This is a genomic window from Notoacmeibacter marinus (assembly GCF_002238045.1).
Taxonomy (GTDB): domain Bacteria; phylum Pseudomonadota; class Alphaproteobacteria; order Rhizobiales; family Rhizobiaceae; genus Notoacmeibacter; species Notoacmeibacter marinus.
Window position 1 is genome coordinate 1,160,036 of record NZ_NBYO01000001.1, and the last position, 22,035, is coordinate 1,182,070.

At 62.7% G+C, this 22,035-nt stretch carries 26 protein-coding genes; 12 read left to right on the plus strand and 14 right to left on the minus strand.

Annotated elements, in window-relative coordinates; translation table 11 throughout:
* Positions 1 to 10 precede the first annotated feature (10 nt).
* The 3 genes from B7H23_RS05505 to B7H23_RS05515 are packed head-to-tail and all read right to left on the minus strand — an operon-like array spanning position 11 to position 2,334.
* Positions 11 to 655, minus strand: coding sequence for a carbonic anhydrase (locus tag B7H23_RS05505; RefSeq protein ID WP_094076313.1), 645 nt, complete (start codon positions 653 to 655; stop codon positions 11 to 13).
* A 49-nt stretch (positions 656 to 704) separates the two neighbouring features.
* Positions 705 to 1,475 carry a DUF429 domain-containing protein gene (locus tag B7H23_RS05510; protein WP_094076314.1) on the minus strand — a complete coding sequence of 257 codons (771 nt, stop codon included), beginning with the start codon at positions 1,473 to 1,475 and terminating at the stop codon, positions 705 to 707.
* Entirely contained in the window at positions 1,468 to 2,334 is an 867-nt protein-coding gene (locus B7H23_RS05515) for a PfkB family carbohydrate kinase (RefSeq protein WP_094076315.1), read from the minus strand. Before B7H23_RS05515 ends, B7H23_RS05510 begins: the two co-directional genes overlap by 8 nt.
* 120 nt (positions 2,335 to 2,454) lie before the next feature.
* On the opposite strand from B7H23_RS05515, the gene B7H23_RS05520 reads away from it, so the two are divergent.
* The gene (locus B7H23_RS05520; RefSeq protein ID WP_094076316.1) at positions 2,455 to 2,961 is read left to right on the plus strand and encodes a GNAT family N-acetyltransferase; all 507 of its coding nucleotides are present in this window, start codon (positions 2,455 to 2,457) and stop codon (positions 2,959 to 2,961) included.
* A gap of 9 nt (positions 2,962 to 2,970) precedes the next feature.
* Here B7H23_RS05520 and B7H23_RS05525 read toward each other — a convergent pair whose 3' ends face one another.
* Entirely contained in the window at positions 2,971 to 3,588 is a 618-nt protein-coding gene (locus B7H23_RS05525; protein WP_094076317.1) for a hypothetical protein, read from the minus strand.
* Positions 3,589 to 3,650: 62 nt separating this feature from the next.
* Between B7H23_RS05525 and ppa the strand changes: the two genes are divergently transcribed.
* Entirely contained in the window at positions 3,651 to 4,178 is a 528-nt protein-coding gene (ppa, locus tag B7H23_RS05530; protein WP_094076318.1) for an inorganic diphosphatase, read from the plus strand.
* Positions 4,179 to 4,241: 63 nt separating this feature from the next.
* Here the strand turns inward: ppa and B7H23_RS05535 are convergent, their stop codons facing one another.
* The 6 genes from B7H23_RS05535 to hemC form a co-directional block, all read right to left on the minus strand.
* Positions 4,242 to 4,985: a glutamine amidotransferase gene (locus tag B7H23_RS05535; protein WP_094076319.1), complete on the minus strand. Its 744-nt coding sequence runs from the start codon at positions 4,983 to 4,985 to the stop codon at positions 4,242 to 4,244.
* Positions 4,982 to 5,482 carry a tellurite resistance TerB family protein gene (locus tag B7H23_RS05540; RefSeq protein ID WP_094076320.1) on the minus strand — a complete coding sequence of 167 codons (501 nt, stop codon included), beginning with the start codon at positions 5,480 to 5,482 and terminating at the stop codon, positions 4,982 to 4,984. Before B7H23_RS05540 ends, B7H23_RS05535 begins: the two co-directional genes overlap by 4 nt.
* A gap of 14 nt (positions 5,483 to 5,496) precedes the next feature.
* Positions 5,497 to 7,137 (minus strand): heme biosynthesis protein HemY, encoded by a 1,641-nt coding sequence (locus B7H23_RS05545; protein WP_094076321.1) that lies wholly within the window; start codon positions 7,135 to 7,137, stop codon positions 5,497 to 5,499.
* Complete coding sequence (locus B7H23_RS05550; RefSeq protein ID WP_094076322.1) at positions 7,134 to 9,050, minus strand: COG4223 family protein; 1,917 nt, start codon at positions 9,048 to 9,050, stop codon at positions 7,134 to 7,136. The genes B7H23_RS05545 and B7H23_RS05550 overlap by 4 nt, the downstream gene beginning before the upstream one ends.
* A gap of 137 nt (positions 9,051 to 9,187) precedes the next feature.
* A complete protein-coding gene (locus tag B7H23_RS05555; RefSeq protein ID WP_094076323.1) occupies positions 9,188 to 9,889 on the minus strand; it encodes a uroporphyrinogen-III synthase in 702 nt (233 codons plus the stop codon).
* Between the two features lie 3 nt (positions 9,890 to 9,892).
* Positions 9,893 to 10,822, minus strand: coding sequence for a hydroxymethylbilane synthase (gene hemC, locus B7H23_RS05560; protein WP_094076908.1), 930 nt, complete (start codon positions 10,820 to 10,822; stop codon positions 9,893 to 9,895).
* A 68-nt stretch (positions 10,823 to 10,890) separates the two neighbouring features.
* Between hemC and tsaD the strand changes: the two genes are divergently transcribed.
* The 7 genes from tsaD to B7H23_RS05595 all read left to right on the plus strand — a co-directional run bounded on the left by tsaD (position 10,891) and on the right by B7H23_RS05595 (position 16,745).
* Positions 10,891 to 12,063 carry a tRNA (adenosine(37)-N6)-threonylcarbamoyltransferase complex transferase subunit TsaD gene (gene tsaD, locus B7H23_RS05565; RefSeq protein ID WP_094076324.1) on the plus strand — a complete coding sequence of 391 codons (1,173 nt, stop codon included), beginning with the start codon at positions 10,891 to 10,893 and terminating at the stop codon, positions 12,061 to 12,063.
* Entirely contained in the window at positions 12,060 to 13,064 is a 1,005-nt protein-coding gene (locus B7H23_RS05570; protein ID WP_094076325.1) for an NAD(P)H-dependent glycerol-3-phosphate dehydrogenase, read from the plus strand. The genes tsaD and B7H23_RS05570 overlap by 4 nt, the downstream gene beginning before the upstream one ends.
* 19 nt (positions 13,065 to 13,083) lie before the next feature.
* Positions 13,084 to 13,383 (plus strand): YciI family protein, encoded by a 300-nt coding sequence (locus B7H23_RS05575; RefSeq protein ID WP_094076326.1) that lies wholly within the window; start codon positions 13,084 to 13,086, stop codon positions 13,381 to 13,383.
* Positions 13,383 to 13,820: an EVE domain-containing protein gene (locus tag B7H23_RS05580; RefSeq protein ID WP_094076327.1), complete on the plus strand. Its 438-nt coding sequence runs from the start codon at positions 13,383 to 13,385 to the stop codon at positions 13,818 to 13,820. The genes B7H23_RS05575 and B7H23_RS05580 overlap by 1 nt, the downstream gene beginning before the upstream one ends.
* 68 nt (positions 13,821 to 13,888) lie before the next feature.
* Complete coding sequence (locus B7H23_RS05585) at positions 13,889 to 15,220, plus strand: MFS transporter (RefSeq protein WP_206608852.1); 1,332 nt, start codon at positions 13,889 to 13,891, stop codon at positions 15,218 to 15,220.
* Positions 15,217 to 15,885 (plus strand): class I SAM-dependent methyltransferase, encoded by a 669-nt coding sequence (locus B7H23_RS05590; RefSeq protein WP_094076329.1) that lies wholly within the window; start codon positions 15,217 to 15,219, stop codon positions 15,883 to 15,885. The genes B7H23_RS05585 and B7H23_RS05590 overlap by 4 nt, the downstream gene beginning before the upstream one ends.
* The gene (locus B7H23_RS05595) at positions 15,882 to 16,745 is read left to right on the plus strand and encodes a DUF1028 domain-containing protein (protein ID WP_158215778.1); all 864 of its coding nucleotides are present in this window, start codon (positions 15,882 to 15,884) and stop codon (positions 16,743 to 16,745) included. The genes B7H23_RS05590 and B7H23_RS05595 overlap by 4 nt, the downstream gene beginning before the upstream one ends.
* 93 nt (positions 16,746 to 16,838) lie before the next feature.
* Here B7H23_RS05595 and B7H23_RS05600 read toward each other — a convergent pair whose 3' ends face one another.
* Complete coding sequence (locus tag B7H23_RS05600; protein ID WP_094076331.1) at positions 16,839 to 18,077, minus strand: phosphopentomutase; 1,239 nt, start codon at positions 18,075 to 18,077, stop codon at positions 16,839 to 16,841.
* 13 nt (positions 18,078 to 18,090) lie between these two features.
* Positions 18,091 to 18,651 (minus strand): L,D-transpeptidase family protein, encoded by a 561-nt coding sequence (locus B7H23_RS05605; RefSeq protein WP_240534982.1) that lies wholly within the window; start codon positions 18,649 to 18,651, stop codon positions 18,091 to 18,093.
* A gap of 65 nt (positions 18,652 to 18,716) precedes the next feature.
* Here B7H23_RS05605 and B7H23_RS05610 point away from each other — a divergent pair, with 65 nt between their 5' ends.
* The 3 genes from B7H23_RS05610 to B7H23_RS05620 all read left to right on the plus strand — a co-directional run bounded on the left by B7H23_RS05610 (position 18,717) and on the right by B7H23_RS05620 (position 20,396).
* Positions 18,717 to 19,400, plus strand: a complete 684-nt coding sequence (locus B7H23_RS05610) for a response regulator transcription factor (protein WP_094076332.1) — start codon at positions 18,717 to 18,719, stop codon at positions 19,398 to 19,400.
* Positions 19,401 to 19,454: 54 nt separating this feature from the next.
* Entirely contained in the window at positions 19,455 to 19,910 is a 456-nt protein-coding gene (locus B7H23_RS05615) for a cyclic nucleotide-binding domain-containing protein (RefSeq protein WP_094076333.1), read from the plus strand.
* Positions 19,911 to 19,979: 69 nt separating this feature from the next.
* Entirely contained in the window at positions 19,980 to 20,396 is a 417-nt protein-coding gene (locus B7H23_RS05620; protein ID WP_094076334.1) for a PaaI family thioesterase, read from the plus strand.
* A 6-nt stretch (positions 20,397 to 20,402) separates the two neighbouring features.
* Here the strand turns inward: B7H23_RS05620 and B7H23_RS05625 are convergent, their stop codons facing one another.
* Positions 20,403 to 21,209: an exodeoxyribonuclease III gene (locus B7H23_RS05625; RefSeq protein ID WP_094076335.1), complete on the minus strand. Its 807-nt coding sequence runs from the start codon at positions 21,207 to 21,209 to the stop codon at positions 20,403 to 20,405.
* 134 nt (positions 21,210 to 21,343) lie between these two features.
* On the minus strand, positions 21,344 to 21,991 hold the full coding sequence (locus B7H23_RS05630; protein WP_094076910.1) for an outer membrane lipoprotein carrier protein LolA: 648 nt from the start codon (positions 21,989 to 21,991) through the stop codon (positions 21,344 to 21,346).
* Positions 21,992 to 22,035: the final 44 nt, after the last annotated feature.

Consider the following 22,035-nt stretch of genomic DNA (forward strand, 5'->3'; position numbering starts at 1 on the left):
GCCGGAACTGTCAGCCGCCGGCCACCTGTCTTTCGAATTCGCCGCTATCGGTGTTGAGCGTCCAGAGTTCGCCGGTCGAAATATCGAACCAGCCGCCATGCAGCGACAGTTTGCCCTTCTTCTCAAGCTGCTCCACACAGGGGAAAGTGCGCAGATTGGCAAGGGAATGTTTGACGGCGGTGCGCTCCAGCGCGGTCTGCCGCTCGGCGTCGTCCTTGATGGCGCGGCTGCGAACCTGCTCGGCCGGTTCTTCCAGAAGGCCGATCCATTTGCCGATGAAATCTCCCGGCGAAAGCGGTTCGGAAGGGTTCAGCTTGGCGGCGATGCCGCCGCAGCGACCATGGCCCATGACCAGAATGTGCTGAACGCGCAGAGCCTGCACCGCAAATTCCAACGCGGCCGAGGTGGAATGATAGTCGTCGTCCGGCGCGTAAGGCGGCACCAGATTGGCGACGTTGCGGATCACGAAGATTTCGCCCGGGGCCGAATTGAAGATCACTTCCGGCGCGGCGCGGCTGTCGCAACATGCAATAACGAGGGTCGAAGGCTTCTGCCCTTCCTCGGCCAGCGTGCGATAGCGCTCGGTTTCAAAGGAAAACCGGCCGCGCATGAAGGAGGCGTATCCCTGTTCCAGATGATCCGGAAGATGACCCATAATCGTTCGTCCTTTCTCGTTCCTGCCCGCACCCTATGCTATGGGTATTTCAAGCCCAGATGGCAATCGGCAGGCCATGGGAATCGTGCTCCGGCGGGTCTGGATAAGGTCTGGCAAGCCCCATTCTGAACCGCGCCGCGACGGCGAGGCAGGCCAGGGCATCCAGGGCATCGTCCTGTTCCGCGCCACGCGGAATGCTCTCGACGAGTCTGATGGGCAGACCCGCCCGTTCCAGAAGGATGCGCCGCTCGTCAAGGCCGGGGTGCATTCCGCCGATTCGCTTTCTCTTTGCGTAAAGCATTGGCTTGCCGGCATTCAGCGTGGCGAAGGCAAGTTCAGGGTGGACCTCGATAATTCGTTCACAAAGCGTCGGCCTGGCCTGCAGAACTACGTCGATCTCGCGGATCTTCGGGAAGATGTGGAACGCCTGCCTGGCGAAAGCCCGGGACGGATCGCTCGTCTGGCGGGCCAACGCGCATCCCTCGCGATAATCGGTGCTATAGACCGCATTGCGAGAAGGGATGGAGAAGACGCTCGACCGACGTGGGCCAAGAAGCGGCCGGACCAGACGTTCGGGAGCCCGGCCTTTCGGCCCGGACCGATCTGGCAGACCAATTGGCATGTCCACGGCGATGACCGCGTCGTCCGGCAATTCAGTCACAAGATCGGCAAAGCGACCGAACAGAAGCAAATCCGCTTCCCCGTCCGGCAGAAGCACTGCCGCCAACCAACCGCCTCTGGCGCCATCGACCCCGACAATCGGTGCGGTTTGCGCCCAGTCGTTCGGAAGTGGGGGCAGTAGATCGGTCCCCTCAGGCATTGGCGGACAGGGCCAAGGATCGATCGGTCACCATTGCCATCGGACGGACAAGACAGGCCTGTTCGCTCGCGAGCGCCAGTTCGTCGTGGCCGGCCTTGCGCGACCGCGCCAGCATCTCGAACACGGATGCGGTGGCGGCGGAAAGCGCTTTCGCATCGCTCTGGCCTTCGAGCAGGCGCGCCAGAAAAAGAGCGCTGAAGAGGTCGCCGGGCCCGTGCGGCGCATCCGGTACGATCCGGTTTTCGGTCAGATGGGCACAGCCATTTGCGATCAGCAGGTTGCCGATTGTGCCAGCCATCAGTCCGAAAGCGGAAGTGATGACGAGCCGCGGCAGGCCAAGCGCGCAGCCGGCTTCGAGAAGGGCGTTGTTGTCCGGCAGCTTCCGGCCCGTCAGCAGCTCCAGCTCGTAGCGGTTCGGTGTGGCGATGTCGGCCAATGGCAGAAGTCTCTTCGTCATAGCATCGATAACGGACTTTGGACGGTAAGCGCCCTTCGCATCGCCAATGACCGGATCGCACAGGTAAAGCGTTTCCGGCCACCGCGCTTTCAGCGTTTCGACGAAGCCGGCCAGCGCTTCGACCTGGTCCTCATGCGCCAGCCAGCCGGAGAGAACGGCAACGGTCGGCGGATCGAACCTGTTGTGGGACGCCAGATCGTCGAGAAGGCCGCGGAACGCATCCTTGTCTGTCGGCACAAGCGTGCCGGCTCCGCGACCTGGATGCCATGGCAAAAGCGCGGTCGGCACGATAATAAGCTCGCGCTGACGCGCCTGCATGGCAGGCATGATGGCGCGGAGCCCGACCGTTCCGTGCGCCACCATGGAGGACATCGCGATGACCGGCCCCTCGATTGCGGTCATATCGTCTTCCCTTCCATCCTATGCGGCTGAGCGAATTTAGTGGATCGCATCGATTTACGAGCCGACGTGCCATTGTGCATCTTGCCTATCGGCAGATCGGCTCTCTATGGTTAACTAACCATGAATACGCTGTCGATCGACATCAGAAATGCGTCAAGTGCCGACGCCGCCGGAATTGCCACCACGCATCGCGAAGCGTGGCACGGCGCCTATGCCGGCATCATCCCACATCTCGCGCTGAACAGAATGATCGCCCAGCGCAGAGAAGACTGGTGGCAACGCGCCCTGTCGCGGTCGGCCTCGGTACTGGTCGCCGAGTTCGGCGATGAGATCGTCGGTTACGCGACCTATGGGCGGAACCGGACCCGCGAACTGCCGCAAAAGGGCGAAATCTACGAACTCTACCTCCATCCCCAGTATCAGGGGATCGGCATCGGCAGCCGGCTGTTCGAGGCAGCCCGCCAAAGGCTCGAGGACAGCCATCTTTCCGGCATGGTCGTCTGGGCGCTCGAAGAGAACGTGATCGCCCAGCAATTCTATGCCGGTCATGGCGGTCATGACATCGCCGAAGGCGTGGAGCAGCTCGGCGGTGCATCGTTCAAGAAAATCGCCTTCGTCTGGGCCTGATGCTCCGGTTCAGCGACTGACGATTCCGCGCAATTCCTCATCGTCCGGCCGGTAGACCGGCTCATCTTCCCAGCACCGGAAATTCTTTGCGCCGGCATCGGCAATAATGCGTGCGATGACATTTGCGTTCTCCATCCGCCTTGCATCGACATAGCCGGTCGTGCATGCGCCGATGCCGTCTTGTGCGACACGACTGACGACCAGGATCGACCAGTCTCGTTCTTCGGGGCCCGAACCCGTTTGAACGCTCCATCGGCGGATCGTCGCAATCGGCCGGCTGGCGCTGTCCCCATAACGCCATTCGATCGTTTCTGCGGGTTCGTTGAAAGGTCCGAAGCTCTGCCAGATGCGCTCGCTCTGCTGTTCGGAGATGCCGTAGGTGACGCTGGAGCGAAGGTCGCCATAATCCTCGACGAACGGCATGCGACCCGGTCCATGGCAAAGGAAGCTCGCCGAATCGCCTTCGACACCGGTCGAAAGCGTCTCGCAGTCGGCCTCGAGGTCGATCTTCTGATAGCGGCTGTCGGCAGCCTGTGCAGCAAGGGGCAGAAGGCAGATCCATGCGCCGAGCGCGAGGGTCGTCGAGGCGCGTATGACACCATTTGCCGAGAGACGTTGCGATTGCATGGTTTCACCTCCTTCGCTATCAGGACGCCAACACCTATTCAGCCTAACAGACTGGAGCCTGCATGCGTATCGACGCCATTTCCATCGGCGACAACCCGCCAGAAGACGTCAATGTCATCATCGAAGTGCCCGTCGGGGGCCATCCCATCAAATACGAGATGGACAAGGAAGCCGGCGCGCTCGTCGTCGACCGGTTTCTCTATACGCCGATGACCTATCCGGGCAATTACGGCTTCGTGCCCCATACGCTCTCCGACGATGGCGATCCCATCGACGTTATGGTTCTGAATACGAGGCCGCTGGTGCCTGGGTGTATCATCAATGTGCGCCCTGTCGGCGTTCTTCTGATGGAAGATGATGGAGGCGTCGACGAGAAGGTGGTCGCTGTGCCCAACCATCAACTGACCAAGCGCTATGATGGCGTCAATGATTTCAGTGACCTGCCGGAAATCACCCGACAGCAGGTCGAGCATTTCTTCGAGCACTACAAGGACCTGGAACCTGGCAAATGGGTGAAGATCGGCGACTGGCACGGGGCCGAGTTCGCAAAGCAGAAGATCTCGGAAGCCATCGAGCGCGCCAGGAAATAGGCGTCGTCCATCTGAGCGCAGAGCTTTTTGAGGCGGATCGATCTTCGGTCCGCCTTTTGCCTCTCAGGTTTCGGCTTCGATAAACAGGCGGTGAAGCAACGCTACCGCGAATTGCCGAAGGGGCGCGTCATGCATGAGCCGGCCCTGAATGCTTTGCCGAGCGGACTGCGCGCCAGGCATTTCGAAGCGTTCATGAGCTTTGACCACCCAGCGATGCAACATGACCGCCGTCACTTCGGGATGAAACTGCACACCGACAGCATTGTGTCCGAACGAGAATGCCTGGTTGGGAAAGTGATCTTCGCCCTTGGCCAAAAGCGTAGCAGCAGTGGGTAAAACGACGCCTTCCCGATGGAACTGCAGCACTTTGGACGGCCAGTCGGCCATATAGGCGCGGCCATCTAGCGTAGGCTGCAGTTCGTACCAGCCATATTCGGCCCGGCCTTCCGGGTGCGGACGCACTTGCCCGCCGAGATGGTTGACCAGCATCTGCGCACCGAGGCACAGGCCGAGCAATGGACGGCCCTCCTTTAGAGGGACAGCCAGCCAATCGGTCTCGCGCCGGACGAACTCTTCGTCATCATTGGCGCTCATGGGTCCGCCGAAGACGACGACGCCAGCGTGATCGTCCAGCGTCGACGGGAGTCCATCGCCAAGCGGCGGGCGCCGGATATCCAATGCGAAGCCCATTTCGCGGAGCAAGATACCAACCCGGCCCGGCGACGATGTTTCCTGGTGCAGAACGATGAGGACGGGCCTGCTGACAACTCGTCCTTCATGCGATGGCTGAATTGACGGTTCGATCATCGCGGCCCGGGCAGGCTTTCATCATCCTCGCGCCGGGGTCGCAACGAGACACCGAGCCGCGCCACTGCATCCTGGCGCTGATGAACGCGCTCGCGCCCGGCTACGCCCATCAGTTCTGAGATGCGCCAGACCAGATTGTCCTCGAGTTCGTCTGCCATGCCGTCGGCATAGGCCATCTCCCAGAGCATTCCGATAAAATCGTTCCGCTCCTCGATCTCCAGCTCGCGTTTGAGCACCGAAGTGAAGGCGTAAAAGTCGGCGCTCTCGGCCGCCGCAGCCTTGCCTTCGCTCACAAGCGCTTCGAGCGCGTCTTCCGTCAGGCCGAACCGCCCCGCAAGATTGGCGCGCAGCCGCACTTCTTCTTCGGGCTCACGAATACCGTCGGCATCCATAATTATCACCAGTAGCGCGGCCGCAGCGCGGCGCACGCTTTGGTCGCCGGTCTCTTCGTCACGAGGCGCGGGGCTGCCGAAGAGTGCGATCAGACGTTCAAGCATCGTGCTCTCGGGCGTTAAAACAGGCGATAGCGGCTTTCCTTCTGGGGCGGCGGACTGACCGGGCCGGGATCGTCCGGCGGTCCGGGCCTTTCGACGGGTGCGGCGATGGGCTCGTCCGTTGGCCCGGTCTCCGCCAATGCAGGCTCCGTTTCGAGTTCCGCGTCATCGGTGGTGGACGCGCCGTCCGACTCAGGCTGCTCAACCGGCAAGTCGGGCTCGATTTCAGCCGTCGTTAGCGTCACGTCTTCGACGATCGTTTCGGGTGTGCTTTCGGGAATGGCGTTATCGGCTTCGATCATCGGAATAACCGGTACGGTCGCATCATATTCAAAAGCGCCGACCGGCTTGCCGTCGACGAGTGGCAGAACCTGCTCGACGGGAACCTTCCACTCGAACGCATCCAGACGTCCCGAAACAGGGCTGATCGGCGCCCAGTTCTCCGACACATAGCCATCGGCTGTCCAGGCGGGATCGCGCGGCGCCTTGAGCGCCTGCGACAGCCAATGGCGCACACGGCCCTCATCGCCCGTCTGTTCGTCTTCAATGTCGGCCAGAAGCAGGAAGGCGCCTTCCCGTGGCTCGGTTCTGATGATCGGTTCGATCTTCTGCCTTGCCTCGTCATATTCGCCGGCCTCATAGAGCGCGCGGGCAAGAACGAGAGCGGCCACGCTGTTCTGAGGCTTCCACTGTTCCAGCTTTCGCGCGCGGATCAGCCGGTCCTGTACAGGATCGCCCGGACGCAGATAGAGGTAGAGTTCTCCGACCTGCGGGTGCGGCTCGCGCTTCCAAGCCGCTTCCAGCACCTTGCCCGCTCCGCGTGTGTCGCCCTTGCGAATGGCCGCCTTCGCCTGCGCCAGTACCGCTGGCACGAAGTCGGGCTGCATGGAAACAGCTTCGGCGGCCAGAGACCGCGCCCGGGCCGGATCGGTATCGACGATCTCCATCGATTTAGCTGTCATCAGCACCGCTCGCTGACGTTTATAGACATCCTTCGCAATCTGTTTGGTGGCCAGTTGCCGGTCCAGCAGCGTCAGCGCATCATCCCAATCGGCATTGGCCGTGCGGGCCTCCATGGCTGCCCGTGAAGCCCAGTTGAGCTGGGGGGCGTCCTTTGCGGCCAGTTCGGCAAAGTGACGGGCGGCACGCGTCTCACCGAGCTTCTGCGCTTCCAGATAAAGCCCGTGCAGACCGAGCGGCCGGGTTTCCGGATCTTCCAGCATGGCTTCGAATTTCCGGCGGGCCTTGCCGTGATCGCCTTCCAGAAGCGAGGTCTGGGCATCGAGCAGATGCAGCAGCGGCTCCGTCGAGGGGTCGAGATTTTGCAGCGCGCGGGCATTCATCTTGCGGGCCAGGCCGCTATCGCCGGCTCCGATCGCGATCATACCGGTCGAAAGGGCCTGGTAGCCGCGATCGCGCTTGCGCGAACGGAAGTGGCGAGTGAGGCGCTCGGGGCTGCGGATAATGCCCTTGACAAACCACCATGCGATCATGGTCGCGGCAATGAGGCCGACAATGGCCACGACGGCGAAAAGCAGCGACACTTCCATTTCCGTATCGAACAGCGTGACCATCACGCCGCCCGGCACATCCGCCACATAAGCAAAGAGGCCGGCAAGACCGAGAACGAGCAGGAAGAAAAGGATGAGTTTGATCATCGTGACTGCTCCGTCCCGGATGTCGCGGGGTCGATTGGTTCAACTTTGGCGGGCTCGTTTGGCGAAGAAGGTGGTGCGGTATCCGAGCCGGCATCCGGCGCAGCGGCTTCCGAAGGCGTGGCCGCAGGCGCCGTATCTGTATCCGCCGCCTCTGGCGCTTCGTTCGCTGCAGCGGCTTCGCCATCGTTTTCCGTTTGACCCGGTTGAGGCGATGCGTCGTTGGGCGCCGCGCTCGACGTGCCGATCGCGGCGATAACCTCGGGAAGGTTCGCGCGGACTTTGACCGTGGCCCGAAGATCGTCGGCGAAGGTTTCTCCTGCCTGCTTCACATCGGCAGATAGCGTCTCATACTCCGACAGGGCGTTTTCCAACTCGCCCGCGCCGACGGCACTTTCGAATCGGGTGATCGCGCTTTGCGGTCCTTCTCCTGCCGGATCGCCGACCCGGCGTATCTTAACGAGCGATCTGGTGCTCTCACGCAATTGATCGAAGAGGCTGCTAGTTGTCTCGGATGCGGACCGGGGAGTCGCCACTTCCCTCATGGCGTCGGCGACTTTCGATACGGCGGCCGCAAGTTTCTCTTCGGTCTTGACGCCAACGTCCGCATAAGGTTTCAGCGCTTCCACCGGGGCACCGCTGGCACCGAGCGTCTGGGCGGTTTGCAATTCGTTCTCATAGGGCCGGCCGTTCTCGACGGCGCTGCGCAGGGCCGATGCCGCAATTGCGCGGGCGACATTCTCCTGTGCGCGATTGGCGTCGGCAAGGCGTTCCACCTGTCCGATACGATCGTCCAGATCGGCGAGCTTCGCGTTTGCGGCCTCTACATCGTCCCTCGTGGCGGTGACGCCACCGGAGAGCGTCTCGATACGCTGGCCGATCTCGCCGAGCGCCCGGTCGGTTGCCGTCGCTGTGCTTTGGCGATCGCCTGCCATCGCTTCCAATTCCTGCCGAAGGCTGGACAGTTCATCTTGAAGCACGGTGGTTCGCCGGTCCAGTTCGGTTATCGTTTCGTCGGCTGCCGCCAGGGCCTGCTGCGGGCCGGGATCGGCGGACGCTGCAACCGGCTCGGCGTTTTCGAGAGCAGCGATTCTGTCGGAAAGCGCCTGTAGACCCGCTTCCTCTCCCGCGCCACCGCTCGATACGGCTTCGCGCAGTTGCTGCAATTCCACCTGGAGCGCGCCGATTTCTTCAGTGGCGGAGCCATCTGCCGGCGTGGTTTCAGGAAGAGCGGCCAGGTCCGTCCGCAGGGTGTCGATTTCCTGCTGAAGCCTCTCAATCTCCGCGCCGCTTGTCTGCCCGTTGTCGGTCAGGGGAATGTAGCCGAACCACACCGCGGTACCGAGACCGAGCGCAACCAGAAGCGCACCCAGAAGAAATGCCGTTACGCCGCCCATTCCGCCGGATTTCGCCGATGTTGAAGATATTTCCGCACTGTGCCGGGCCGTTTCGGCAGCCTTGGCGCTCTCGTTTTGTGGAGCATCGTCGAGGCCGGAAACCGGTTCTTCCTCTTTCGCCGTGCTGTCGTCTTCGACCAATACCGTTTGATCGGCGATTGCCGGTTCATCGTGGCTTCGGTCGACGAGAGTTTCATGAGATGGTCGTTCCGACACTTCGCCGGCCTCGTGCAGATCTGCCGTATCGTCAGCGATAGCCTGCTCTCCGGCGTCAGGGTCGGCGTCCAACGCATAATCATCCCCGTCACCCGAACCGGGCGTCTCACCGGTGGGAGCATCGGCCGCCGCCTGCTCAGGCGTATCGGCAGGCTGCATGGGTGTCGGTTCGGCAGCTTCGGCCGCTGCCCCATCCGCACCGGTCTCGCTCTCTTCCAGACGCTTCACATCGTCGCCATCCAGGTCGATGGTCACGGGATCACGATTGACAGCTGAGTGGCGGTCGCCAGGCTTTTTCGCCATTCATGGGCTCCGGAAATTCAATGGTTCACAATATGCGCCGGCAACGGTGCGGAGAGCGCTGTCACCAAGCCATAAGCGTAGCGCGGAAAATGCGTTTCGCCAGTTTGTAACAGGGCTTTGGTGAATATCGCTAGTGATCATTCGTCGGCAATTTCGTCGAGAAGGGTTATCGCCGCTTCTTGGCTGGCTGTCTTTGCGATCCTGCAAGCGCCACCGGAGATCTCGGCTATTCTCGTCGAGAAGCATAGGCGAATAGCGCCCTTCGCCAATGCTTCCTTTTGCTCCAATGCGCGGAAGAGTTGCGCCGTCCGCGTGGATGTCAGCATCACCACATCGATGGGCGTAGCGCGCAGTATGTCCAGCGAAGCCGGTGGACAGGCAATGGGCACAGTATCGTAGACTTCCCGCGTGGTGACAGGAATGCCCGCTTCGGTCAGCCGGTCTTCCAATCCGCTACGCCTGACTTTTCCTGCCAAATAGAGAAGGCTTGACGGTTCTCGCTCGATCAGCTTTGCGGCAAGCGTTTCTGCATCGCCACCCAACGCTTCGACCTGTGTGAAGCCGAGGTCTCTTGCGGCCTGCGCCGTCGCCGGTCCGACAGCCCAGACGGGCAGATGGGCGAGGCGGGCTGCATTGCGGGTGCTGAGGTGGCGGATTGCGTTGGCACTGGTGGCGACGATGCCGTCGAAATCGTGTTCGGAGGGGAGGTCGAGTTTCAGACCGATAATCTCGGTCAGCGGCAGAAGATGAGCGATATGGCCGCGCTTCTCGACGGCCCTTGCCGTCAGCTCGGCACCCGGTTGCGGGCGTGTGACGAGAACGGAGAGCCGGCGCGCCATAGCTCAGGACCAGCTGGCGAAGAAGTCCGTCCCGGCGCGGCGGCGTATTTCTTCGCCGGCCTGCCGGCCTATCCTGGCGGCATCGGCGAGGGGGCCGTCCGTTTCAATTTCATGGGCATCCTTGCCGTCGGGCGTCAGGATCATGCCGGCGAAGAGGAGTTTGCCGCCAGCCAGATGGGCATGACCGGCAATCGGGGTACGGCAGGAGCCATCCAGCGCGCCGAGAAAGGCGCGTTCGCAGGCAAGCGCCGCCGCTGTCTCCGCATGGCCGATGGGCGCCAAAAGCGCGTCGATCCGCTCATCGCCGATCCGGCTTTCGATGCAGATGGCGCCCTGGCCGGGAGCGGGTGGAAATGCGGTCAGCGAAAGGGCCTCGGTCACGTGATCGGCAAGGTTAAGGCGGCGAAGCCCCGCCATTGCGAGCATCGTGCCGTCGACCGCGCCTTCGGCAAGCTTGCGCAGGCGCGTCGGCACATTGCCGCGATAGAGGACGACGTTCAGATCGGGTCGCATCCGCCGCAGCAGCGCCTGGCGGCGCAGCGAGGACGAGCCGACCGTCGCGCCTCGCGGCAGGTCCATCAGATTCTTCACCGAATGGCCGATAAAAGCATCGCGCGCGTCCTCGCGAGGCAAAAAGCAGGAAAGATAGAGGCCGTCCGGCAGTTCGGTCGGCATGTCTTTGGCCGAATGGACGGCCAGATCGATACGGCCATCGGAGAGGCGTTCCTCGATCTCCATCGTGAAGAGGCCCTTGCCGCCGACCTCCGCCAGCGGGCGATCCTGAATGCGGTCGCCCGCAGTGGAAACGATCTCGATCTCGAACGCCTCTTTGGGCAGGCCGTGCGCCGTCATCAATCGAGTTCGCGTCTCGTACGCCTGGGCGAGCGCCAGATCGCTGCCCCGTGTCCCGATGCGGATAAGGTCCGTTCCCATCGCCATGCCGTCCGTGTTACGTGCCGCTCGACGCATAGTGCGCCGCCGCTGCCATAAACCGAGCGAAGATGCCCGACAACCCAGCCGCCGAAGATCGACGCCCCGCTTGTGCTTTGCCGAAACGCGCCGGCGAAAGCCTGGTTCTCGGGATCGAAACCAGTTGCGACGAGACAGCCGCTGCCGTGCTCGCGGGGCTGGCATCCGATAGGAACGCCGCACCGACGACGCGGCTTTTATCCAACGTCGTGCTGAGCCAGATCGAAGAACACGCAGCCTTTGGCGGCGTCGTGCCGGAAATCGCGGCGCGCGCCCATGTCGCCGCGCTGGACGGCATTATCGAAGCCGCGCTTTCCGATGCGGGCACTGCCCTTTGCGACATCGACGCGATCGCAGTCACGGCCGGTCCGGGTCTGATCGGCGGCCTGATGGCAGGCTTCACGACCGCCAAGGCGCTGGCCTTCGGAGCGGACAAACCGCTTTTGCCGATCAACCATCTGGAAGGCCACGCGCTGACCGCGCGCATGACGCATGGGCTCGCCTTTCCCTATCTGCTTTTGCTGGTTTCCGGCGGCCATACGCAAATCGTTCTGGTGCGCGGCGTTGGCGATTACGCGCGGCTCGGCACCACGATCGACGATGCGCTCGGCGAGGCGTTCGACAAGACGGCGAAGCTCATTGGCCTTCCCTATCCCGGTGGGCCGAACGTCGAAAAGGCGGCTTTCGCTGGCGACGGCACCCGCTTTGCGCTGCCGCGTCCGCTGAGGGGCACGGCGCGACCGGACTTCTCCTTTTCCGGCCTTAAGACAGCGGTCAGGCAGGCAGCGGAGAGTGTCGCACCGCTTGGCGAAAAGGATGTCGCCGATCTCTGCGCATCGTTTCAGGCGGCGGTGCGCGATACGTTGGCCGACCGGGTCGGCAGGGCGCTCGACCGGTTCGCCGCCGATCATCCATCGGTCGCCACCCCGACTCTGGTCGTTGCAGGCGGGGTTGCGGCCAATGCCTATTTGAGGGACGGCCTGGAAACGCTCTGCCGGGAAAAGGAATGGCGTTTCATCGCACCACCGCTGTCCCTCTGCACCGATAATGGCGCGATGATTGCCCATGCCGGGCTGGAGCGGCTGCTGGCGGGACTGATTCCCGATGTCCGGGCGGTTTTTGCCATGGCGCCGCGTTCGCGCTGGCCGTTGGACGAAAGCGCCACACCTCTTGTGGGGTCAGGAAAACGTGGAGCCAAAGCGTGAGCCTTGCGGAAACGAAGCGAAAGCGGGTTGCCGTTCTGGGCGGCGGTGCATGGGGAACGGCGCTGGCCGTATCAGCCCATCATGGTGGCCGTGACGTCAGGCTTTGGGCAAGAGATCCCGTGCTGGCTGACGAGATCAACCGGCACCGCACCAATCGCCGCTATCTGGCGGATGTCGTACTGCCGCCAGAGCTGAAAGCCTTTGCCTCGCTTGGTGACGCCTTGAAGGATGCGTCCCTTGTTCTATCGGTCGTGCCGGCGCAGGCGACGCGCGCCGTTCTAGCCGAGGCATCCGGCGATTTACCGGCAGGGGTTCCGGTCGTCCTTTGCGCCAAGGGCATCGAACGGGAGACCGGCAAGCTGGTAAGCGAACTGGCTGCCGAAACGCTGCCCAACACGCCGCTCGCTGCGCTTTCCGGCCCGTCCTTTGCCGCCGATGTGGCGCGAGGCCTGCCGACAGCCGTCACCGTGGCCTCGGCCGATGCCGATCTGGCGCAGGATCTTGCCGAAGCGCTGAGTGCGCCTGCGTTCCGCTGCTATTCCACCGACGATCTGGCGGGTGTCGAAGCGGGCGGTGCGCTCAAGAATGTCCTGGCCATCGCTGTCGGTGCGGCGGCTGGCGCCGATCTCGGCGCGAGCGCACGGGCCGCCCTCGTCACTCGCGGTTTCGTCGAACTGCGCCGTCTCGGTGTTGCGCTTGGCGGGCGGGCCGATACGCTGATGGGCCTCTCCGGCCTTGGCGATCTGATTTTGACCTGCAGTTCGGAGCAGTCGCGCAACTTCACCTATGGGGCGACGCTCGGCCGTGGTGGACCGACCATCGGGCTGAAGTTGGCGGAAGGTGTCGCGACCGCATCCATCGCTGCGGAACTTGCCAAACGCCATGGCATCGAAACGCCGATCATCGACGCCACCGTGGCGCTTCTGGCGGGCGAAAGCTCCGTCGGCGAGCTGGTCGGCAGCCTCATGGCGCGCCCCGTCAAACCCGAAGACCATATCTGACATATCGAGGAGAACGACCATGCATTATGCGCTTATCTGCACCGACAAGCCGGATAGCGTGTCGCTGCGCATGGAGACACGCGAGCAGCACCTCATCTGGCTGAAGGCCCATCAGGCGAACGGCCGAGCCGTTTTCGGCGGTCCATTCCTCGACGATGAGGGCACCATGATCGGGTCGCTTCTGATCGTCGACATGCCCGACCGGCAGGCCGCCGAGGCGATGGCGGCCGACGATCCCTACGCCCAGGCCGGGCTGTTTGCCTCAACCGAGATCCGCGCATGGAAATGGGTGATCGGCAAACCGGAGGACATGGCCTGATGCAGTACTGGCTGTTCAAGTCCGAGCCGTTCAAATTTTCGTGGGACGATCTGGTCTCAAAAGGCAAGGCCGGCGAAGAATGGGACGGAGTCCGGAATTATCAGGCACGCAACCATATGCGGGCGATGGAGGTCGGCGACCGGGGATTCTTCTATCACTCCAACAAGGGCCTCGAAGTGGTGGGCGTCTGCGAGGTCTGCGCGCTTGCCCATCACGATTCGACGACCGACGATCCGCGCTGGGAATGCGTCGACATTCGCGCGCTTGCGCCGGTGCCGGAACCGGTCACGCTGAAGGCCGTCAAGGCGAACGAGGCGCTGTCCGACATGTCGCTGGTGACGTCCATGCGCCTGTCGGTGCAGCCGGTGAAACCCGATGAATGGGCGGAAGTCTGCCGGATGGGCGGTCTCGATCCGGACAGTCTGAAGCCGGCATGAGGTTTATGGCGCGCGCGGCGCAACGGGTTGAAAGGGTGCTACGACGGACCAGATAGGCCGGACATTCCATGTTTCGCCAGCCAATGTGTCCTGCCATGAATGTCTTCGCCGGTCTCGGTAGCCTTGTCGTCGAGGACGAAGCCAACCGCGTCTGCAGGGACATTCCGGAAGGCGCCTGCGCGCCGCAGCCGCGCAATGCCGGCCTGCATATCGCTTCGCTCACCGCGACCAAGGCCGGCGATGCGTTGATCGATCCAAAGCTGGTTCTGCCATGGCTGCTAAATGCGGTGGGCGCTCCGGCTGCGGCGATTGGCGTTCTGGTGCCGCTGCGGGAATCGCTGGCGCTTCTGCCGCAGCTCTTCACCAGTCATCGCGTGCGCCGCCTGGCGCAGCGCAAATGGGTCTGGGCCTTCGGCTCGGCCATCGAGGCCGTCGCCGTGGCGGCGATGGCGGCCACGCTGTTCGCTTTCGAAGGCGCGCTCGCCGGCTGGCTGACGGTTGCGTGGCTGGCGGTCTTCGCGCTCGGACGCTCGCTCGCCTCGGTGTCCTACAAGGACGTTCTCGGCAAAACGATCAGCAAGGGCCGGCGCGGTTCCGTGACCGGCCTTGCCGGCTCTGCCGCCGCCGCATTCGCGCTCGCCTTCGGTGTCTCGCTGACCTTCGGTATTCTGCCGCTGGAGAAGCCCGTTCTGCTGGGCGCGCTTGTTGTGGCCGCGCTGCTGTGGGCGGTTGCGGCATTCCTTTTCACGCTTCTGCACGAAGAACCCGGAGCCAATGAGGGCGCCGTGGACGGGCTTGCGGCCATTGCGAACTCGGCTCGAGCCCTATGGGCTGACCGCCAATTTCGCTTGTTCTGCGCGATGCGTGGCCTTTTGACAGTGACGGCTCTCGCGCCGCCCTACCTGCTGCTGTCGGCGGGCGAAGGGGGCAGCCACGCGCTCGGCCAGCTCGGCAGTTTCCTTCTGGCTTCGGCCTTCGCCGCGATTGCCGGCAGTTATGTCTGGGGCCGTCTGTCCGACCGGTCCAGCCGGTGGGTTCTGCTGCTCAGCGCAGCGTCCGCCGCCACGGTGCTCGGTGTCGCTGCCGCCTTCTCCGCGTTCCAGCCCTTCAACGATCTCTGGCCCCTCATGGCGCCGTTTGCCTTCTTTCTCTTGCAGATCGCCTATCAAGGCGTGCGACAGGGCAGAAACACCCATCTGACCGATATGGCGCCGGCGGATGACCGCGCCGTCTATACCGCCTTCTCCAATACGTTTATCGGCATCGTGCTGCTGGCGATGGGCGGTTTCGGGCTGGTCGCCGACTGGCTCGGCACGCCCGCGGTGCTGGCATTGTTCGCGCTCCTCGCCCTGGCGGCGCTGCCTGTCGGCTGGCAGCTCGACGAGGTTCAGCGACAATGAAACGGAAGGCAGAGGACGCCGAGGCGTTCATTCTCGCCAATACCGTATTCCATCGGCCGCCGCATGTGCCCGAGATCGTCCTCCATCTTGCCGATGAGGCCATTGCGCTCTGGCAGAAGACGGAGGAAGAGCTGGAGACCATCGGCGTGCCGCCACCCTTCTGGGCTTTCGCCTGGGCTGGCGGTCAGGGGCTGGCACGCTTCATCCTCGATCACCCCGAAACGGTTGCCGGCAAAACCGTTCTGGATTTCGCCACAGGCAGCGGATTGGTCGCCATCGCCGCCATAAAAGCCGGCGCGACACAGGTGGTTGCCGCCGATGTCGATCCGTTCTGCGGCGCTGCGGTGCGGCTTAATGCGAAGGCCAACGATGTCGCAGTCGACTTCACCGCGGACGATCTCGTTGGCAAGGATGAAGGATGGCCGGTCGTCCTTGCCGGCGACGTTTTCTACGACAGATCAATGGCCGAAGCGCTCGCGCTCTGGTTCGACGGACTTGCCGCACGGGGCGCCACGGTGCTGATCGGCGATCCGGGCCGTGCCTATCTGCCCGAGGACAGGCTAGCCGAACTGGCGCGTTACGAGGTTCCGGTCAGCCGCGCGCTGGAAGATGCCGAAGTGAAGCGCACCACGGTTTGGCAATGGAAAGGACAGGATCATCCATGACCTATTCGATCATTGGGCGCGACAGGGACAGGGGCGAGATCGGCTGCGCCGTCCAGTCGAAATTTCCGGGTGTTTCCTCCATTGTGCTTCATGCGCGCGGTGGGGTTGGTGCGGTGACCACGCAAGGCTTCGCAGACCCATGCGCCGCTGCCAAGATTCTCGATCTGATCGAGCGGGGCGCCAAGGCCGACGAGGCCGTAACCATCGCGGTGCGCGATCTCGATGGCGTATCGGAGCGCCAGTTCGGCGTGATGGCCATGCATGGCGAAGGGGTCGGTCACACCGGTGCGGCGATGGACGACTGGAATGGCTTTGCTGCCTGCATACCCGGTAAGGAGTGTATCGTCGGCGGCAATGCACTGTCTGGCGAGACGGTTCTGACCGCCATGATCGAGGCGTTCGAAGCCACCAGCGAATTGCGACTTCCCGACCGGCTGATCGCCGCCCTGCGGGCCGGACGCGATGCCGGCGGCGAGTTGCGGGGCGAGCAGGCGGCCGGCCTTCTGGTGGTGAAGGAGGAGGGCGGCTATGGCGGCCTTTCGGATCGGATGGTCGACATCCAGATTTACGACCACGAATCGCCGATCGAAGAATTGGCGCGGTGCTTCAAGCTGCACCGCATGTCCTATTTTCCGTCCGATCCCGACAAGATGGTGCCGATTGAGGACGATACTGCCGATTTTCTCAAAACGTTGTTGCAGCGGCAGGGCCATGAAACGTCGGATGGCGGTGAGTGGACCGAGGCTGATACGGACGGGCTCGCTCGCTTCATGGGCGAAGCCAATTACGACAACCGCATCCACTATGACGGTAGGATCGACAGCGAGGTGCTGGACGATCTGCGGCGGCGTCACGGCTGAGCCGGTGATCGCCTTTCACCTTTCACCTTTCGGCTTTCGGCTTTCGGCCTGAGGAAAGGGGGAGGATCATGACCGTCAACCGGCTACCGCTCTTCAAACCCGGCTGATGGGTTGGCCGTGCGTGCCGTTCGGGATGCGCAGATGGCTGGCGACAGTCTCGCCGATATCGGCAAAGGTCTCGCGCATGGCGGACAGCCCCGGCACGGTTTCCGCGCCGGTCATGAGAACGGGAACGCGCTCGCGCGTGTGATCGCTGCCCGGCCAGGTCGGATCGTTGCCGTGATCGGCGGTGATGATCAGAAGATCGTCCGGTCGCATCCTGTCGAGGATTTGCGGCAGCCGCTCATCGAACCATTCCAGCGCGGCGGCGTAACCGGCAGGATTGCGGCGATGGCCGTAAAGCTGGTCGAAATCGACGAAGTTGACGAAAGCGAAGCCGCCATCGGGCAGTTCGTCGAGCGCCTTCAGCGTCTCTTCCATCAAAGCCGGGTGGCCTGACACCTTGCGGCTCTCCGTGACGCCCCGATGGGCGAAGATGTCTGACACCTTGCCGATGGCGCGAACGGCGTGCCCGGCGTCGGCAAGACGCTCCAGAACGGTCGGTTCGGGTGGCGGCACCGAATAATCGCGTCGATTGCCGGTGCGCTCGAATTCCCCGCGTTCCTCACCGACGAAGGGCCGGGCGATGACGCGGCCGATCGTGTGGCCATCGGCCAGTTTCCGGGTGGCTTCGCAGAGATCGTAAAGCCGATCCAGCCCGAAATGGGTTTCATGCGCGGCGATCTGGATAACGGAATCGGCCGAAGTGTAGACGATGGGCTTGCCGCTCTCGATATGCTCCTCGCCAAATTCTTCGATAACGCTGAGACCTTCGGCGTGACGGTCGGCCAGGATACCGGGCAGATCGCCCGCCTCGATCATGCCGTTGCGAATATCGGCCGGCAGCGTGGGGATCTCCTTCGGCAAGTAGCCCCAGTCGAAGGGCACCGGTACGCCGCCAATCTCCCAATGACCGCTGATCGTATCCTTGCCCTTGGAAGTTTCGGTCGCCGCGCAGGCCCGACCGATCAGGTCGGGTTCTTGCGAAAATCCGACGGGCCATTCGTCCGTCGCCTGATGGGCTGCCAATCCGATACCCAGCCGTTCGAGGTTCGGCAAATGCAACGGGCCGCTCCGGCTATCGGTGTCGCAGCGCCCTTCGGCACAGGCTTTAGCGATGTGCTGAAATGTCGCAGCGCCGTGGTCGCTGTCGTCGCCATTGAAATAGTCGGCAGCGTCCGGCGCGCCGCCAATGCCGAAACTATCCATCACAATCAAGAATACTCGCGCCATGACACCCACTCGCCTATCGCTGCACGATCAATGTGCGGCCACGTTTTAAATAGGGTAGAAGCCGCGCCATGTCGCGGGGCGCAAGCGCGATGCATCCTTCCGTCGGGGGATAACCGCGTTCGGCGAGGTGGAAGAAGATGGCGCTGCCGCGATATCTGGCCCTGCTGCTGTAATTGTAGTCCAGAACGATGCAGCAATCGTAGAGCCGGTCGGCGCGGATCATCGTTTCGCACCGGGCCGGGAACGGCAGACGGACCGGCCGGTTATAGGCGGGATGAGCCGGCGCGTCGCACCAGCCATCGGCAGGCCGGGTCGGCGAGAGTGGCAGCGGTCCCCCCTGTGTCCAGCCGCGATCGGCGCGCCGATAGCCAAACAGGATCTGGTGATGGCCGAGCGGCGTTCCGCCATCGCCCTCGCGCTTGTGCGAGACGATGCCAGCCCTGCCCAGAGCACAGGGAAAAGAAAGAGAACCGAGGCGCAGACGGCCACGGTGCTCGCTGCCAGACATGCGGTTGACGACGAGCGGCGCGAGGCAGGATCGGGCCCCGGTGAATGGAACGTTAACGCGCTTCATGTTTCCATAGGGCTTGTGTCTTGCTGTATCCGCAGTATTTTTTACCCTTAATCTTCGAGGCGCCCATGACCACGCGAACCATTCTCGTTGTCGATGACGACGATACCTTGCGGCAGACGCTCGTCGAGCAACTCGGCCTTTATGACGAGTTCGAGGTCATCGAGGCCGACACCGCGACAGAGGGAATCAACACGGCGCGCACCAATGTGGTCGATCTGATCATCATGGATGTCAACCTGCCGGATCTGGACGGGCGCGAAGCGGTGAAGATGCTGCGCAAGAACGGGTTGCGGACGCCGATCATCATGCTGACGGCGCAGGACACCGATTCCGACACCATTCTGGGCCTGGAATCGGGCGCGAACGACTATATCACCAAGCCGTTTCGCTTCGCGGTTCTGCTGGCGCGAATCCGGGCACAGCTGCGCCAGTTCGACCAGTCGGAGGATGCCAGCTTCACCGTTGGTCCCTATACTTTCAAACCAAAGCAGAAGGCGCTGTTCGACCGCGCCGACGGCAAGATCAAGCTGACCGAGAAAGAAGCGAACATTATCCGCTACCTCATTCGCGCCGATCAGCGCGTGGTCACCCGAGACACGCTGCTGGAAGAGGTCTGGGGCTACAATAGCGGCGTATCCACCCACACGCTGGAAACGCATGTCTATCGCCTGCGCCAGAAGATCGAGCGCGATCCGTCCAACTGCGAAATCATCGTGACGGAAGGGGGCGGCTACAAGCTGGTTCCCTGACATGGTGCCCCATGTTAGGACAGTCGGGCGAACCCTCCCCAACAGCGAATATTCATGGCCCTTCGAGACGACATTGCCGCTCTGTCGCAGATTCCGCTGCTCTCCTCATTGAATAATGAGCAGCTGCGCATTCTGGCGTTCGCATCGGATACGGTCGATCTCGGGGATGGCCAGGAACTGTTCCGCGAAGGCGCCAATGCCGATAGCGCCTATGTGGTGCGATCCGGCACGATCGCACTGAAGGGGCGGTCGGATCGCCACGAGGAGCGGTTCGGGCGGGACGCGGTTCTCGGCGAACTTTCGCTCATCGCGACAACCACGCGACCCGGCACGGCCAAGGCGGTCGAGGGGCCGGCGAGCCTGCTGCGCCTCAACCGGACCACGTTGCGCCGGGTTCTCGAAGAATATCCCGATGTCGCCGCAACTATGCATGAAACGATCCGCCAGCGGCTTGCGCGCATGACCGGCCAGATCGGCGCTCTCGCCGGGCGCTTCGAGGGCGATGACTGACCATGACCTGCCTTGACCGCCTCGCCCGCAACGGGCAGATTGCCTTTACGTAAAAGTAAGGCAACTGCCATGGACAGCGAAGCGAACGTCATTCTGGACTTTGCACGGGCCATATTCGACGCGCAGCCCTTCACGCAGTTCCTGACCGCCGAGTTGGTCAGCGCGAGCCGCGAGGCAGTGACCATCCGCCTGCCGATCCGACGGGAAATTCTCCAGCAGCACGGCTTCGTCCACGGCGGAGCGATCTCCTATCTCGCCGATAACGCGATTACCTTTGCCGGTGGGATCGCGCTCAATGGCGATGCGCTGACTTCGGAGTTCAAGGTCAATTATCTGCGCCCCGCAAAGGGGACGGCGCTGATCGCCCGCGCAGCCGTGCGTTCGTCCGGGCGACGTCAGGCCGTGTGCCAGTGCGATATCTTCGTCGAAGATGACGAGGACAAGCCGGTTGCGGTGGCGCAGGGCACGGTCGTGCCGGTCGGATAAGGCCAATCAGCTGAAATCGAACCGGGCGATGACCGGCACATGGTCGCTTGGCCGTTCCCATCCGCGAGCGTGGCGCAGAACGTCCATGCCGGTCAGATGCGGCACGAGCGAGGGGCTGCCCCAGATGTGATCGAGGCGGCGTCCCCGGTCGGATGCATTCCAGTCCCGCGCCCGATAGCTCCACCAGGTGTAAAGCTTATCTTCCGGCGGAATGGCGGTTCGCATCAGATCGGCCCAGCCATTGCCGACCCGCAGTTTCTCCAGCGTTTCGGTCTCGACCGGGGTGTGGCTGACCACTTTCAGAAGCTGCTTGTGGCTCCAGACATCGGTTTCCAGCGGCGCGATATTGAGATCGCCGACAAGGACGGCGGCGTCGGCGCGGTCGTCCTCGGCATGGACACCCTGCATCTCTTCCAGAAAGTCGAGCTTGTGGCGGAATTTCGGGTTGATGTCCGGATCGGGTTCGTCGCCGCCGGCGGGCACGTAGAAATTGTGCAGCAGGATCCGTTTGTTGCCGCCATCGACGATGACGGAGAGATGCCGGCAGTCGCCCTTGGCGCAATATTCGCGCTTTTCCACCAGTTGAAGCGGCCTGCGAGAAAGGGTCGCGACGCCGTGATAGCCCTTCTGGCCATTCACCTCGATCGCTTCGTAGCCCTTCTTGCGCAGGGCATCGAACGGAAATTTGTCATCCGGGCATTTGGTCTCCTGCAGGCACAGGACATCCGGCGCGTAGTCGTCCAGGAAGCTCTCCACCAGCGGCAGCCGAAGGCGGACCGAGTTGATGTTCCAAGTGGCGATGGATAGTGGCATGGCGCTTTGCGATCCTCCTAGTGCGGGCGCAAAGTGACGATGCTCTAGCCATCATGCAACGAAAAAGGCCCGCTTTTCGCGAGCCTTTGCCGTTTATTCCAATGGTTTCGCTTGGAAGGGCGCAATCTACCTGTTCACCGCTTAGCGCTGCTGGCTGCCTCGTTACCAGCCTGCCAATTGTACTTGCTGTAGTCGATGCGGAACCGCGACGTGTCGACACGCGCCCCTTCCTGCACGTTGAAGAGCATGACCGTTGTGTCCTTGCCCTGATTGTCCGTCACCGTCCATTGGCGCAGCGCGTTCGTCTTCGGATCGAACATGATGGTGATCTTCGAATTGCCGAAGACACTCTTGTCGGCCATGACCACCGTGACCAGATCGGGCTCTTCCTTGATGCTCTGCACCTGTCGGCCGGACAGGTTGATCTTGTTGTTGAGCAGCAGTTTGAGCGGCGTCTTGGAGAGCGGATAGAGATCGAACGTGTCGAGCTTCTGGTTGTTGAGCAGCAGATTGCGCCCATCGGAAACGACACGGAATTTCGCTGGCGGCTCGTAGTCGAAGCGGATCTTGCCGGGCCTTGCGATCTGAAACGTGCCGGCGGTCTGTTCGCCGCGCGGGCCGAACTGGACGAACTCGCCCTTCATCGTCTTGACCGAAGCGAAGTGGTTGGCGATCTGCTGCGCGGTCTGGCTGGCCTCGGCCGAAACGCCTGCGCCAAGAGCGATGCCCGCGCCGAATAGCAGAATGGCCAGGCTCTTGAAGGGGCGCATGGTCTTGATCATGGAAATCCTCGTGATTGGCGTCGTCCTCTTCTTCGGCGCACCGA